Annotated in this window: 10 protein-coding genes, 1 tRNA gene and 1 pseudogene; 6 read left to right on the forward strand and 6 right to left on the reverse strand. The window is 57.4% G+C overall.

Annotated features, from left to right (window positions below; all coding sequences use genetic code 11):
* Window positions 1–237 precede the first annotated feature (237 nt).
* A pseudogene (locus tag VK574_RS04360) lies at window positions 238–2,198 on the forward strand (S46 family peptidase).
* A 247-nt stretch (window positions 2,199–2,445) separates the two neighbouring features.
* On the opposite strand, the gene VK574_RS04365 reads toward VK574_RS04360, so the two are convergent.
* Window positions 2,446–3,597, reverse strand: coding sequence for an MFS transporter (locus VK574_RS04365; RefSeq protein WP_472798588.1), 1,152 nt, complete (start codon window positions 3,595–3,597; stop codon window positions 2,446–2,448).
* Between the two features lie 7 nt (window positions 3,598–3,604).
* Window positions 3,605–4,678: a LacI family DNA-binding transcriptional regulator gene (locus VK574_RS04370; protein WP_472798589.1), complete on the reverse strand. Its 1,074-nt coding sequence runs from the start codon at window positions 4,676–4,678 to the stop codon at window positions 3,605–3,607.
* 160 nt (window positions 4,679–4,838) lie between these two features.
* Here VK574_RS04370 and VK574_RS04375 point away from each other — a divergent pair, with 160 nt between their 5' ends.
* The 3 genes from VK574_RS04375 to VK574_RS04385 all read left to right on the forward strand — a co-directional run bounded on the left by VK574_RS04375 (window position 4,839) and on the right by VK574_RS04385 (window position 7,307).
* Window positions 4,839–6,350 (forward strand): TolB family protein, encoded by a 1,512-nt coding sequence (locus VK574_RS04375; RefSeq protein WP_472798590.1) that lies wholly within the window; start codon window positions 4,839–4,841, stop codon window positions 6,348–6,350.
* Between the two features lie 48 nt (window positions 6,351–6,398).
* Complete coding sequence (locus VK574_RS04380; RefSeq protein ID WP_472798591.1) at window positions 6,399–7,142, forward strand: HpcH/HpaI aldolase family protein; 744 nt, start codon at window positions 6,399–6,401, stop codon at window positions 7,140–7,142.
* A gap of 75 nt (window positions 7,143–7,217) precedes the next feature.
* Window positions 7,218–7,307, forward strand: a tRNA-Ser gene (locus VK574_RS04385).
* Window positions 7,308–7,702: 395 nt separating this feature from the next.
* Here VK574_RS04385 and VK574_RS04390 read toward each other — a convergent pair.
* Together VK574_RS04390 and VK574_RS04395 are read right to left on the reverse strand one after the other, a co-directional pair.
* Window positions 7,703–8,818 (reverse strand): hypothetical protein, encoded by a 1,116-nt coding sequence (locus VK574_RS04390; protein ID WP_472798592.1) that lies wholly within the window; start codon window positions 8,816–8,818, stop codon window positions 7,703–7,705.
* Complete coding sequence (locus VK574_RS04395) at window positions 8,815–9,381, reverse strand: ParB/Srx family N-terminal domain-containing protein (RefSeq protein WP_472798593.1); 567 nt, start codon at window positions 9,379–9,381, stop codon at window positions 8,815–8,817. Before VK574_RS04395 ends, VK574_RS04390 begins: the two co-directional genes overlap by 4 nt.
* A gap of 444 nt (window positions 9,382–9,825) precedes the next feature.
* On the opposite strand from VK574_RS04395, the gene VK574_RS04400 reads away from it, so the two are divergent.
* Both VK574_RS04400 and VK574_RS04405 read left to right on the forward strand, forming a co-directional pair.
* Entirely contained in the window at window positions 9,826–10,587 is a 762-nt protein-coding gene (locus tag VK574_RS04400; RefSeq protein ID WP_472798594.1) for a chitobiase/beta-hexosaminidase C-terminal domain-containing protein, read from the forward strand.
* Between the two features lie 326 nt (window positions 10,588–10,913).
* Window positions 10,914–11,591, forward strand: a complete 678-nt coding sequence (locus tag VK574_RS04405) for a class I SAM-dependent methyltransferase (RefSeq protein ID WP_472798595.1) — start codon at window positions 10,914–10,916, stop codon at window positions 11,589–11,591.
* Between the two features lie 27 nt (window positions 11,592–11,618).
* Here the strand turns inward: VK574_RS04405 and VK574_RS04410 are convergent, their stop codons facing one another.
* Window positions 11,619–11,801 (reverse strand): hypothetical protein, encoded by a 183-nt coding sequence (locus VK574_RS04410; RefSeq protein WP_472798596.1) that lies wholly within the window; start codon window positions 11,799–11,801, stop codon window positions 11,619–11,621.
* Window positions 11,802–11,868: 67 nt separating this feature from the next.
* The gene (locus tag VK574_RS04415; RefSeq protein ID WP_472798597.1) at window positions 11,869–14,451 is read right to left on the reverse strand and encodes a hypothetical protein; all 2,583 of its coding nucleotides are present in this window, start codon (window positions 14,449–14,451) and stop codon (window positions 11,869–11,871) included.
* Between the last annotated feature and the right edge of the window lie 249 nt (window positions 14,452–14,700).

A 14,700-nucleotide genomic window follows, 5' to 3' on the forward strand; every position in this document is an offset into this window, starting at 1 on the left:
CAGTGGTCAGTGGTCAGTGGACAGTGGTCAGTGGACAGTGGTCAGTGGTCAGTGGTCAGTGCTCAGTGCTCAGTGCTCAGTGCTCAGTGCTCAGTGAAGGCTAACAGTTTGAATTATTAACAAAGTAGTTGTTCAACATTTGTGAGGTGTTCGATGGTTGGTTGGATGAAGTGTTCTGTTGTTTGTCTGGCGGCGGCCGTGGTGGCTGGTACGCCTGTGATCCGCGCCGAAGAGGGGATGTGGACCTTTGATAATCCGCCGTTGAAGCAGTTGGCGGCAAAGTACAACTTTCATCCGACGCAGGAGTGGCTGGATCATCTGCGGCTTTCGAGTGTGCGGCTGAATGACGGCGGCTCGGGATCGTTTGTCACGTGGCGCGGGGACAGTTGCAGAAGAACTCGACGGCCGAGCATGACTATCTGCTCAATGGTTTCTACGCGGCGACGCCGGACCAGGAGATGAAGTCGCCGGACCTCGAGATCAACGTGCTGGTGGGGATGCAGGATGTGACGGCGCGCGTGCAGGGCGCGGCCAAGGGTATCGCCGATGATGGGAAAGCGCTGAAGGCGCGCGAGGCTGAGGTGGCGGCAATCACGAAGGAGAGCAAGGACAAGACGGGATTGCGCTCGGATGTGGTGACGTTTTACAACGGCGGCGAGTACTGGCTGTATCAATACAAGGTGTACACGGATGTGCGGCTGGTGTTTGCACCGGAAGAGCAGGCGGCGTTTTTCGGCGGTGATCCGGATAACTTTACCTATCCGCGATATGACCTGGATATGGCGCTGTTTCGGGTGTACGACAACGGGAAGCCACTGCATACCGACAACTTTCTGAAGTGGAGCGCAAAGGGCGCGGCGCCGGGCGAACTGATTTTTATCTCGGGGCATCCGGGATCGACATCGCGGCAGGACACGATGGCGGAACTGCTTGTAGAACGCGACATCATAGAGCCGGCGGTGACGGAGTATCTGAAACGGCGGATTGCAGCGGCCCAGGCTTATGGAGCACAGGGACCGGAGCAGGCGCGGCAGGTGGGTACTTTGATTTTCAGCTTGCAGAACAGCCTGAAGGTGTACGTGGGGCGGACGGAAGCTCTGGCGGATAAGAGCCTGATTGCGAAAAAGCAGGCTGACGAAGATGACTTCCGAAAGAAGGTTGCGGCGAATCCGGAGTGGCAGAAGGAGTATGGCAGCGCGTGGGACACGATTGCAAAGGCGGAGGAGCAAGAGAAGCCGTTGATCAAGTCCCAGGTTTTTCGCAGGACTGACAGCAGGCTTTTTGCGATCGCGTTTCAACTGGTGCAGTACGTGAACGAGATCAAGAAGCCGGATGGCGAGCGGATGGCGCAGTATCACGATGCGAATCTGCAGTCCATGAAGTTCCAGCTGCTGTCGCCGGCGGCGATTTCGAAGGCGACGGATAAGTTGTACATGACAACGGCTCTGAACCTGGGCGTAGAGAAGCTCGGAAAAGACGATCCATATATTCAGGCTTTGACGCATGGCGAGAGTGTCGACACGACCGTGAATTCGCTGGTTGACGGCACGAAGTTGAGCGATGTTGCAGAGCGCAAAGCGCTGATGGATGGCGGCGAAGCTGCTGTTGCGGCGTCGACGGATCCCATGATTGTGGCGGCGCGGCGCGTGGACCCTGTTGTCCGCGAAATGAACCGCAAGATTCGGGACACCGTGGACAGTGTGTTGACACCGGCGGGCGAGAAGCTGGGGAAGGCGCGGTTTCTGGTGTATGGAAAGAATGCTTATCCAGATGCGACGTTCACACTGCGGTTGAGCTATGGGACGGTGGACGGATTTCCATACAACGGTACGATCGCGCCACCGATTACGACGTTCTATGGTCTGTACGATCGCGCAGACAGCTTTGGCGATAAGGCGCCGTTCAACCTGACGCCGAAGGAAGCGGCGGGGCTTGGCAAACTAGATTTGTCGACGCCGCTGGATTTTGTTTCGACGGGCGACATTATTGGCGGGAACTCTGGCTCTCCGGTAGTGAATCGCGAGGGTGAACTGGTGGGGCTGGTTTTTGACGGGAACATTGAATCGCTGGCCGGGGATTTTGTGTATGACGGCTCGAAGAATCGCGCGGTGGCCGTGCACTCCGCGGGGATGATTGAAGGTCTGCGCAAGCTATATGGAGCGGATGCGCTGGCGGATGAGGTGGAGGGGAAACGATAGTTCAGAGTTCTTCGTTCACGGTTCGTAGTTCAACGTTGTAGCGGAAGGGGAGCCCTTGGTGGCTTCCCTTCCCTTTTTGCGGTTGAATTCACGGAATAACAAGAAAGAACAATTGGGAAAGCACCGTCCCTACGGGACTCGCCCTCTCCTGGGAATCCGATTTCCCCACGCTGAAGCGCGGGGCTAACAAACCGTGCGCCTCCGGCGCGCTTCTTGTTCGCAGTTGGGAAACTCCAGCGGCGGACTGTTACTGAGTTGTTGGTACGGGGGGTTGGTGGTTGCGGAGAGCAAGGAGAAGAAAAGCCATGACGAGCAGGGCAGCGGGAATGGTGAGCATTCCGGTGCGCAGGCTGCCGGTGTGGGTCGAGACGAAGCCGGCGATCCAGGGGAGAACGGAGCCGCCGAAGCCGGCGGTAAAAAGGATCCAGCGAGAGTCGGCGGTGTGACGGCTGCGAGCGAAGAAGGCGGCGAGGACGAGGGGATAGGTCGGGGCCAGGGACGCGCCGAGGAGGAACATGGCGATATTACGGGCGGCTAGAGAAGGCGCGAACTCAAGAAGCAGGGCTGAGGCGAAGGCGACTCCAACTGCGATGCGGAAGACGCGCATGGGTTCGGCGCGGAGCAGGAGGAGCGAAGAGAGACCACGTGAGCAGAGGAATCCTGCCCAGTAAAACGAGGTGGAGGCGGCGGCCAGGACGAGTCCGGCGGCTGCGGTGCGCAGTGCGTAGGTAGGGAGCCAGGCGGCGACGGTGTTTTCGATGCCGACTTGGAGGAACGCCGCGAATGCAAAGATAGCGATGAGGTAGAACGCGGTGTTGCTGCGGGTGTCCGATGGTGCTCGTGCGGGTTCGGGCGGGTCACTAAGAACAAGCGCGGAGGCGAAAGCGGCGACGGCCGAAGCGGAGGCAAAGAGGACGTACGACGCCTGGTAGGAGTGGTGCATAAGAACGCGTGCGGCGATGAGCGGGGCGGCGAGTGCTCCGATGCTCCAACTGAAATTGAGGAAGGTGAGGAGCGGTGCACAGCGTGCGGGATAGGTGTGTCCAACGAAGAGCGTGACGGCAGACATGGGAACGCCGACGCTGATGCCCAGGAGCAAAAACACCGGCGCGAGCAACGAGCGCGGGCAGACAGACACTGCAAGGCAGGTACAGACCATCGCGGCGAAACCGATGGTGATGAGACGGGCATAGTTGCCACGGCATAGAAGTGCACCGAGCGAGGTTCCGGCGAAGTAGAGGAGAAAGAGCAGGCCGGAGGTGGAGTCGTTGAGATGAAAACGCGCGGCAAGGGAAGGAAGCAGAGCGCCACCGACCGTGTGGAGGACGCCGGTTAGCGCGAAGACCGGATGAAGAACAGCGAGGGTGCGAACAGATGGGGACCTGGGCAGGACTGGCATCGAAGACTCAGGTGCGCTTGATGCGGTTGCGTTTGGGATTCGGCGGACTGGTGGACTCGCGAATGACGAGTTCGGGGTGAATGGGGACGAAGTCAGGGAAGGTTGCTTGCCCGCGGATGCGCTGAAGCAGGATGCGGGCGGCGGTGGTTCCCATTTGAGCTAGCGGCTGGCGAATTGTGGTGAGGCTCGGGTTGTGAAATGCAGCAGTCTGGATGTCGTCGAAGCCAACGACGGAAATATCTGCAGGAACGTGGAGGCCGTGGTTCATGAAGGCGCGAATGGCGCCGATGGCGGCGATGTCGTTGTAGCAAAGGAGCGCAGTGAAATCGGCTCCGCGCTGGAGGAGTTCATTGGCGGGCTCGAATCCGAGTTCGGGAGTGGAGACGCGAAGCTGGAGTTGCACGACGAGTTCGGGCGGTACAGCCAGCTTGAGGTCTCGGGCAACGGCCATCAGGCAGTTCCAGCGATCATCGGCGTCGGAGCTATGGCTGCCGCCGCGCATGAATGCGATTTTGCGGTGGCCGAGCTGGTAGAGGTGACGCAGGGCTAGCTCGGCGGCGCGCTTCTGGTCAAGGACGACGTTGGTGACGCCCGCGATTTTGCGGTGTCCGGCGACAGCGACGACGGGAAGAATCCCGAGGCTCTTTTCGAGGCCCGTATCGATGAAGATGAAGCCTTCAACGGAGCGATCCATGAAGAGGCGCGGGTATTCTTCGATGAGATCGGGTTTGCGGCGGTGACTCGCAGTGAGATAGAAGTAGCCTTCTTCAATGAGGTGCTCTTCGACACCGCTGAGGACCTGCATGGCGTAGCTGTCACTGAGTTCGGGAACGAGGACACCGACGGTGAACGTCTGGCGCTTGCGCAGGGAGCGGGCAAAGAAGCTGGGGCGATAGTCGAACTTGGCTGCAGCTTCAACGACGCGGTCGCGGGTTTCCTGCGGGATAGAGCGGACTCCGGGAGCATTATTCAAAACCAGGGAAATGGTGGCTGGCGAGAGGTTGAGGTACTCGCCCAAGGTGCGCAGGCTAATGGGCTGGCCGGGGAGCGGTGGCGCGCCTGGTTTCGTTCGCTTGGGCATGCATCCTTGTTTTAACACCATGGAGCTAGAACGCGCTCGAATTTTGCCGCGAGCCCTGCGGAATGACCATGGATGCGGGCAGTGCGTTTGACTGCGGCAAGACGCGCGGAAGGGGAATGCGCGAGAATGATCGCGCCTGACAATTGCAGTGGAGGGTGAAATGAATCGGTGGGTCTCTTCATTTTGTTTTGTTCTTGTTTTTGGATTGAGCGCGGGATGCGCGACGGGACAGGTGGGGTATGGTCCTGTGGGCGTGTTTGACGGACACCAGGATGTGGGGACGGTGTTGCATCCGGGATCGGCGAGTTACGACGCGGCAAAGCAGAGCTACACGGTAATGGGCAGCGGCGACAACATGTGGTTCGGCATGGATGATTTTCAGTTTGCCTGGAAGAAGATGAGCGGAGATGTGGCGATCTCGGCGGACATCGCATTTATGGGAGACAAGGGGAACGCGCATCGCAAGGCAGTGCTGATGATCAGGCAGAGTCTGGACGGGAACGCGCCGGCGGTGGACATTGCGCGGCACGGGGTTGGACTGACTTCGCTGCAGTTTCGCGATGCGGCTGGCGCGGATGACCACGAGGTGCAGTCGACTGTGGATGGGCCGTTGCGGGTGCGGTTGGAGAAACGCGGGGACTATTTCTACGCATTCGTTTCGGGCTCGGACGGGAAGTTGGAGCCGGCAGGTGCCTCAACAAAGCTGGAGTTGAACGGGCCGTTTTACGTGGGGATCGGCGTTTCGGCGCACGACAAGGATGCGACGGAGACGGCGGTGTTTTCAAACGTGAAGATTGAGGCGCTCGCCGCGACTAGCGAGAAGCCGGTGCTGTACAGCACGTTGGAGACGGTGCCGATTGCGTCGGCGGATAGGCGCGTGACATATGTGGCGCGGGCGCATTTTGAAGCGCCGAACTGGTCGCGGGATGGGTCATATTTCCTGTTTAACCAGGACGGCGGGATTTATCGTCTGGCGGTGACGGGCGGTGAGCCAGCGCGGATCAAGACTGATCCTGAAGTGAAGTGCAACAACGATCATGGGATTTCGCCGGACGGGACGATGCTGGCGATCAGCGATTCGACGGAGACGGGCAAATCGCTGGTGTACACGGTGGCGATTGCGGGTGGAACGCCGAAGAAACTTACACCCGTGGGACCATCGTATTGGCATGGGTGGTCGCCGGATGGAGGGACGCTGGCGTTCGTGGGAGAGCGTGGGGACAACTTCGATATTTACTCCGTCCCGGTAAATGGCGGCGAGGAGAAACGGCTGACGACGGCGCCGGGGCTTGATGACGGGCCGGAGTACTCACCGGACGGGCAGTGGATCTATTTCAATTCGGAGCGCACCGGGCATATGCAGATCTGGCGGATGCATCCGGATGGAAGTGAGCAGGAGCAGGTGATCACGGACGAAACGAACGACTGGTTTCCGCACATTTCGCCGGATGGGAAGTGGATGACGTTTGTTGCATTCGAAAAGGGTGTGACCGGGCATCCACCAGACAAGGATGTGACACTGAACTTGATGTCGCTGGCGGACAAGAAGGTGAAGGTGCTGGCGAAGCTGTTTGGCGGGCAGGGGACGAATAATGTGCCATCGTGGTCGCCGGACAGCACGAAGGTGGCATTTGTGAGTTATGAGTATTTGACGGACGGGACGCGGGAATGAGCGGCAACTGGAATCTTGGGAAACCGGAACGGGTAAAGCGGAGAGCAGATGGACGCGAGGGCATGGCTGCAGTCAGGCGGCATGAAGCTGGGCACAATCGTGACGATCGATCATCCGGCCATTGTGGAGATCGCGCGGCTGGCGGGCTTTGATTGGCTATGGATTGACGGGGAGCATGGCCGCTTCAACGAAGTCAGTGCAGCCATTGCGTGCGCAGTGGGTGCGGGCGGAGGGCCGACGTTTGTGCGGTTGCCGGATCGATCGGCGACAGCGATCAAGCGGTTTCTGGATATTGGATGCGATGGGATCATTCTGCCGCAGGTTTCATCGGCGGAGGAGGTGGATGAGATTGCGCGGGCCGCGCTCTATCCGCCGCGTGGAGAGCGCAGTGTGGGCATTGCACGCGCGCAGGGTTATGGAGCGAAGTTTGCGGAGTGCCTGGAAAAGCAGGATTATGCGATTGTGGTGCAGATCGAGTCAGTGGCCGGGGTGAAGAATGCCGAGGCGATTGCCAAACATGACGCGGTCGATGCCGTGGTGATTGGGCCGTATGACCTGAGCGGGTCGTTTGGAATTCCGGGCCAGATCGAGGCGCCGCAGGTTGTCGAGAGCATTGCCGCAGTGCAGGCACTCTGCAAGAATGCGGGCAAGGCATGCGGGATTTTTGCGGCGACGGCGGAGAAAGCGAGAGCTTACGCTGGGGCGGGATTCGATCTAATTGCCGTTGGCATGGACTGCAGCGTTTTGCTGGTCGGGTACACGGCGGTGCTGGAGGCGATTGTCCGACGATGAGGCGATCATGGCGTACTTCGGTTGCGAGTGCCTTGGAATACTCGTCATCGACTTTTCTTCGTATAATCAGTCCACGGAGAGTTGGCAGAGCGGTTGATTGCATCGGTCTTGAAAACCGACATACCTGAAAGGGTATCGGGGGTTCAAATCCCTCACTCTCCGCCATTGAGTCCGTAGAATCAGCAGTTTGAGAGAAAAAATCAGAGATTCTGCGAATTTCCCGGGCGAATTTGCTCGACTCGACCTCCGAAAGGGACTGGAGAAAGCTCTCCTCGTCTCAAAATCCGAGGGAAATAGCCCTTCTTCTCTGTTCGCAAATGTGCCAGTGCCCTTTCGAGAAGGCCGAGGTTTTCTGTCTTCCCTCTGGAGGCTTTGCATTGCCGCCTGGAGAATGTCTATCGTTTCTCGGGTGAGTCTCGAAAAACGCGAGGACGGGATGAAGCTTTTGTGGGGTAGGGGGATAGGGGCCGGGAAAAGTGCACCCCCTATCCAAGTAGACGCAATTCCACCGCCATTTCGACAATGGCTGACCTCTCCCCCTCCTGAGCAAAAAGACAAGATCAAATCAGTGGCTCTCGCAATGCGTCCTTCAGCGAATACCGTACAGACCGCAAGTCACCGTAAATGACGTCATAGCCGAACTCGGAATGCTTTATCGAATTCTGTCGGTCGTACTCCGCAGCTACCCATTCTCTGGCTGATTCAGTCAGCCCTTGGGCTCGCGCGATTGCGTGAGGATATGCGCATTTCTTCCAAGGTGTAGGGTTCTGCAACATATCCTCATAAAGCGCTGCCCCCAGTTCGGGGTCGCGTCCGATACGCAGAATCAAAGGGCGCCGAATATATCGCCCCCAATACGAACTGTGTGCAGCTCGATGGAGCTGTAGAGGCAGCTTCTCGACAATACGATCAATCGTCGCCGCACCGAAGAAGACATAGGCCGCGACGAGCGGATCAATTGAATTAAGATGAGCTAGAAGACCTTGAACCAGAGCGTTCTCGGGCCACCCGAGACATAATGCCAGCATTGGTCCATTTGTGAATCGCTCTTCGCGGACGAGGTCTTCTAAATCAGCAGCCAACCGCTCGTCTTTGAACTGATCCAAAAGAATCTCGCATGCCGCGTCAATTGGTAGAAATTCCACCCACGATGCTCCTGAGCTGTTTATGGCGTTGAGAGCCGCGGCTCGCAGCTGAGGTGCTCGCGGTTTTGTCTTCGCGAGAAAGCGCAAGCCCTGTGCAGTTGCTTGAAGTTCTTGATATTTCTCCATCGCCTTCTCTGCATCAGAGGCCATCTCAGCGTTCTGATGTGCGAGGGACAAAAGTGTAGTCCACGCGTTTATCTCGCTGGAAAAACGCGTAAACCTTTGCAAGAGGCCATCTCCGAACGCAGCTTTTATCTCGGTCCAGTGCGCCGCAATAAAGTCGAGAAGAGGATAGTTTGTTCGCAGGCCACGTTCCAGAGGTATAGATAATCCAGTACGGTCTCCGATGCTCTCCTCGTTGTTGAAGTAGATGTCAAACTTCTTGACTATAACCGAACCACAAAAAGCAGCCTGTCGGCGATCGTCATGGTCTGGTCCATAGCTCTTCGCTGCTGTGATTAACGCTTCGACACTCTCGTTGGGAAGGGAATTGCTTCGGTCGAGATGCGCGTAATAACCGATCGCCATCATATAATTCGGTGCTTGTCGAGTTTCCAGAGATCTCCAGGTTGATTGACGGCCTGCCCATCTCTGTCCGGTTCCGGGACCGGCGGTTCTGGCTCGGATTCCCCAGATACTGCCGTAATCACCGCATCGACTTCGGGAATCTCAAATCCAGTGATGGTTACGTCTAGATCCGCAGAGTTGAGTTCAACTAAATACTGGAGCTCGATTGCCAGGATCTGCGAATCCCAGCCAGCATTCTCAGCCAGTTTATTGTCGGCGAGAACGTAGGCTCGGATCTGATCCTCGTTCAGACCCTCAAGTCGAATCGTTGGAACTCGCTCCATTCCCAGTAGCTTGGCCGCTTCGACGCGACCATGCCCTGCGATGATGCGATTGCCGCTGTCTATAAGGATTGGATTGGTAAAGCCAAAGGCAACGATGCTATTTGCGATTTGTCTGATCTGATGTTTGGTATGGGTTCGTGCATTGGCTCGATAGGGTTTCAGCGATGAGACAGGAGTCTCCTCTACAACAATTGAAGAGACACCTGTCCCAATGATTGGAGTGGAATTCCGTTGAGTAATCATAGTTACTATAACGAGGAGGGAATTCTCGCTCGGATAGACTTTTCAAATTGTGTTTTGGATTGCCTCTGTTATAGCACTTCGCGAGTTTGCAAGGACGTTGCTCGGATTACTGGAATAGCTCCGCTGGGCATGGACTCGGTCAGCAATCTAATTCTTGCTGGCTTCTTTTGTGGCGGCGAGCGCGGCATAACGGAGATCGAATGGCAAGATTTGTCCTTGTACACGGCGCATTTTCCGGCGCATGGATCTGGGGCGGCCCGGTGCTAGTGTGACGTGCAAGGCAGCCAGAATGTTGTACTCGGAGACCACTTGGGAACCGGCACGTGGCATCTAGAACTAAATCGGAATCGATCCCGGCATCCTAAATTACAAAACGATCGCAAGTTTCAGGAGCGGCCAGATGAAAAGCATCCCTATCCTAACTGTGGTTGCGGCGATGTCCGTGTGTGCCGCAGCGCAGGCGCAAACGCCGGTCTTCGGACATCGGACGTACGCAGTTACGCCTACAACCACGCCGACCTCAACAACGACGGTCGCGAGGACCTGATATTCCACACGCAGACCGGCTATTTCACGACCGATGGCGGTGATCCAGGCACGTCCTCCAGGGTGTATGGCGGGCCGATCTCAGTACCGACGAATTTGACGCTGAAAGCGATCGCCGCGGCGAGATACTATGCCCAAAGCAGTGTGGCTTCGGCCGATTACACTTTCGATTCCAACTATCAACCGGACAGTGGTCTGCCCAAACCTCCAACATCCGTCGATCTCAGGGTTGGGTCGGTAAAGACCCCGGGTGGCTTGAAGGTTGTCGATTGGGCCGGTTTCAGGGCCGCGGTCACGTACACCTTTGACGATGCTGCACAAGCTGATGAATACCCCGAGTTGCAAGCGACCGGTCAGAGAATGACATTCTTTCTGACCTGCGGCTGGAACCATGACCCCTCCTTGTGGTTACAAGCTGCGAGAGACGGGCAAGAGATTGGGAACCACACTCAGCATCAGTGCTCTGCAGATGGCGCAAACTGTGGCGCCGGGCCGTGGGCCGTTAGCATCGAGGCCGAATATGATGAATGCACGGAACGTCTCAAGCAGGCCTATGGTCTAGACAACATTTGGACCACTGCCGCTCCTTATGGCGACACCGGCTACGATGAAGTGGCAGCTGCGCAATGTGGATATGCTGACACTGCACAGTGGGGATGAATTCAAGATATGCTGTTTGGGTTATGCTTGTCCGTAGAGAGCGCTCACGACTGCACCTGAATCGTCTTATGCCCACCTATCTCAGGCACCTGAAGAACCTAAGCAAGCGAGCGATGCGGAGCGGCTTCGAACTTGGCCAGCGACTTGGAGTGGATATCCTTCCGCGACATTTCTACTCCGAGATTCCCGACATTCGAACACTCCGGTCCACTTCGACTTGGCGAACCCCACGAAGCATGTATGGAATCCGCGCGGACATCGACGCCCAGGTGCACTGGGTTGGCCAGTGCACTGAGCCTTATCGGCATAAGCTCCGAAACTTCAAAATGCACGAAAACGCCGTACGAATTAACGGAAGCGATGAAGGTTATGGGCAGGTTGAAGCGGACTTTCTCTATTGCTTTGTGCGGAGCATTCGTCCGCAAAGGATCGTGCAGATCGGTTGTGGTGTTTCGACTGCCATTTGCCTGATCGCCGCCGCCGATGAAGGCTACACGCCGGAGATAACTTGCATCGAGCCGTTTCCTACCGAGTTCCTGAAGCGCGAACATTCCGCAGGTAGACTGATTCTAGTGCCTAGAAAGATTGAGGAAGTGGGTATAAAATGTTGTTCCTCTCTGAAACCGGGAGACTTGTTCTTTGTAGACTCAAGCCACACGCTGGCACCTGCGGGAGAGGTGAACCTGATTTTGCTCGAAGTCCTGCCGAGGATTGCCGCGGGTGCCTATGTTCACTTTCACGACATCCACTTTCCTTACGACTACGGTCCCGACACACTTTCTTCTGCGTTATTTTTCCAGCATGAGACTGCTCTCCTTTATGCTTTCCTTTCGATGAACGATCATTACGAAATTGCTGCCTCGCTTTCCATGTTGCATCACCTGAGACTCGAGGATTTGGTTCGTTTCTTCTCGGATATGCAACCACGGGAGTTTGACGAAGGTTTGACTCGGAAGAACGGCGACTATCCCAGTTCGATATTCCTGCGTCGGCTGGGGGCGTGAAACCTAGGGGTTACGAGGCAGGAAAATCTAGGTTACTTCGATTTGCTTGGCTTCGGGGACGCTTGCAGCTTCCAACTTAACGAACTTCGCACCCGTATCCGCAGTTTGGCGATCCGCGCTCCGCAGTCGATCGGCGCTTTCGCGTGGCGTGATGCGCGACGGCCACAGGAATTTGGCGCCAAGACTGTTGAGTAGAAGAACTTCGTTCAATGTCCCTATCTCCTTCGTTCGTGCTTCGACAAGTGAGTTCACCAAGCGATCGTTCAGCGGACCATTTCTAATGAGCTTCCGTGTAGGTGTAATCGTGGTATTGCAGTCCGCCGTTGATCACCGAGTAGAGCCGGACGTAGATAGTGGCACCGTTAGTGGGCAGGCTGACAGTGGCGCTAGTGGCAGCCTTGGGTCCGATGTTGACCAGGTCATAGCCACCGGGCGTGGTGCCGACAAAGAGATAGTATGCGGTTGCGCCGGAACCAGCGGTCCAGATGAAGGTGGTGCTTGCGCCGGTCAACGTACTGCCCGGCGCCGGGGAACTCATCGATGCGGGAGTACTGGCAAACTCGGTGTAGGTGTAATCGTGGTACTGCAGTCCGCCGTTGATCACCGACCAGAGCCGGACGTAGATGGTGGCCCCGTTGATGGGCAGGCTGACGGTGGCGCTGGTGGCGCCTTTGGGTCCGATGTTGACCAGGTCATAGCCACCGGGAGTGGTGCCGACGAAGAGATAGTATGCGGTTGCACCGGAACCGAAGGTCCAGGTGAAGGTGGTGCTTGCCCCGGTCAACGTACTGCCCGGCGTCGGAGAAGTCATCGCCGCGGGAGTACCGGCGAACTCGGTGTAGGTGTAGTCGTGGTACTGCAGTCCGCCGTTGATCACCGAGTAGAGCCGGACGTAGATGGTGGCACCGTTAGTGGGCAGGCTGACAGTGGCGCTCGTGGCCGCCTTGGGTCCGATGTTGACCAGGTCATAGCCACCGGGCGTCGTGCCGACAAAGAGATAATATGCGGTCACGCCGGAACCGGTGGTCCAGGTGAAAGTGGTGCTTGAACCCGTCAACGTGCTGCCCGGTGCCGGGCTTGTCATGGCTGCAGGAGTACCGGCGAACTCGGTGTAGGTGTAGTCGTGGTACTGCAGTCCGCCGTTGATCACCGACCAGAGCCGGACGTAGATGGTGGCACCGTTAGTGGGCAAGCTGACAGTGGCGCTTGTGGCGGCCTTGGGTCCGATGTTGACCAGGTCATAGCCACCGGGGGTCGTGCCGACAAAGAGATAATATGCGGTCACGCCGGAACCGGTGGTCCAGGTGAAAGTGGTGCGTGAACCCGTCAACGTGCTGCCCGGTGCCGGAGAAGCCATCGCTGCCGGAGCAACCGAACTTGGCACCTCCAACTCCCACAAGTCGTTCAGGAGGCCGTTGTTCCCTAGGGAATCGTACCCTTCACCGCCGAAGAGCCAGAGTTTGCCATCCGGGTCGACCCAGGTGGCACCAGTATTGCGGCCTCCCGGCACGCTAGATGACAAGAACTCATACTCAGTTCCGTAAATACCGCTGCGGCCATACCCAAGCATAAACGTATTGCTACCTCCCATCCACAGCCACTCACCATTGCCCCCCTGGGAGGGGTCGAAAACCCATAGGTCATTCAAGTAGCCGTAGTGTCCCAACGAATCGTACCCAAGACCACCGAACAGCCAGAGTTTGCCGTTCTTATCGGTCCAGCTCATGGCCTCGTAGCGGGACCCGGGCACATTGGATTCAGCGAACTGATACTCCGTACCGTAAACTCCGACCGCACGTGCGACCTCGCTTCCCCCCACCCAGGCCCACTCACCGTTAGCGCCCTGAGTGGGGTCGAAGACCCACAGGTCATTGAGTTCACCGGCGGTTCCTGCAGAATCAAATCCATAACCACCAAAGAGCCAGAGTCGTCCGCTGGTGTCGGTCCAGCCCGTGGCGCTGGCACGAGCACCGGGAGCATTGGAAGCTGCGAACTGATATTCAGTGCCGTACGCTCCGTTCGCATATCCAACTTTATTTCCTCCCATCCAGGCCCACTCGCCATGCGCGCCCTGGGAGGGGTCGAAGACCCACAGGTCGTTCATAGTCTGTTCTGCCGGATCCCCTGCAGAGTCGCAACCTCCACCACCGAAGAGCCAGAGTCTGCTGCTCTGATCCGTCCAGGTGAGAGAACCGTCGCGGTGTCCCGGATAGTTGGAGTCGGCAAACTGATACTCGGTGCCGTAAGGGGTAGGCTGGCCACAGGCGAATTGGGCTGAGGGAACCGTGTTGCTCCCTCCCATCCACGCCCACTCGCCATAGGTGCCCTGCGAGGGATCAAAGACCCAGAGGTCGCTGAGGTAACCCGCGTTTCCTGCGCCGTCGAACCCGTCTCCTCCGAAGAGCCAGAATCTGCCGCTCGCGTCGGTCCAGTTGATTGCAACATAGCGGCCGCCCGGAGAATTCGACGCTGTAAACTGGTACTCCGTACCATAGACACCGGGCTGGCCAGTATAGCCAACACTATTTGTTGAGAGAGTACTGCTCCCTCCCATCCACGCCCACTCGCCATCCGCGCCTTGGGTAGGGTCGAAAACCCACATGTCGCCGAGATAGCCTGCGGTTCCTGAAGCGTCGTATCCAGAACCGCCGAAGAGCCAGAGTCTGCCGCTCTGATCGGTCCAGCTGAGAGCCCCCCAGTTGCGGCCTCCGGGGGCATTGGATGGCGCGAACTGGTACTTGGTGCCGTAAACGCCGGGCTGGCCCTTTCCGGCTGGAACTGTGTTGTTCCCGCCCATCCAGGCCCATTCGGGGGTGCTGCTGCCGCCTGTCTGCGACTGAGCGAAGGAAACGATATTCAACAATGACACAATCGCTAGAGGGGCAAGCAGGTAAGTTCCTGACCTACACGGAATGGAATTCGCTGGTTTTCCCATTCCAATTAAGCCGAAATGAGAAACAGAGGGAAAGAAGATCGTACGAATTGCAGCAGAAACAAACCGAAGCGAAGGGTTCATGGCGGTTTACTCCCTGGGGTCGAGCTTGTATGCATGCCACTCAAGGTACGGCGGACGAACACGTGCTGGCATTAAAACTCTTGAGGCTCGCAA

The organism is Occallatibacter sp. (assembly GCF_035317045.1).
GTDB lineage: Bacteria > Acidobacteriota > Terriglobia > Terriglobales > Acidobacteriaceae > Telmatobacter.

What these genes read in the sequence shown, in the direction of transcription:
- VK574_RS04365 (WP_472798588.1), bottom strand. Translation starts at nt 3,597, where the DNA reads ATGCCAGTCCTGCCCAGGTCCCCATCTGTTCGCACCCTCGCTGTTCTT.
- VK574_RS04370 (WP_472798589.1), bottom strand. Translation starts at nt 4,678, where the DNA reads ATGCCCAAGCGAACGAAACCAGGCGCGCCACCGCTCCCCGGCCAGCCC.
- VK574_RS04375 (WP_472798590.1), top strand. Translation starts at nt 4,839, where the DNA reads ATGAATCGGTGGGTCTCTTCATTTTGTTTTGTTCTTGTTTTTGGATTG.
- VK574_RS04380 (WP_472798591.1), top strand. Translation starts at nt 6,399, where the DNA reads ATGGACGCGAGGGCATGGCTGCAGTCAGGCGGCATGAAGCTGGGCACA.
- VK574_RS04390 (WP_472798592.1), bottom strand. Translation starts at nt 8,818, where the DNA reads ATGATGGCGATCGGTTATTACGCGCATCTCGACCGAAGCAATTCCCTT.
- VK574_RS04395 (WP_472798593.1), bottom strand. Translation starts at nt 9,381, where the DNA reads ATGATTACTCAACGGAATTCCACTCCAATCATTGGGACAGGTGTCTCT.
- VK574_RS04405 (WP_472798595.1), top strand. Translation starts at nt 10,914, where the DNA reads ATGCACGAAAACGCCGTACGAATTAACGGAAGCGATGAAGGTTATGGG.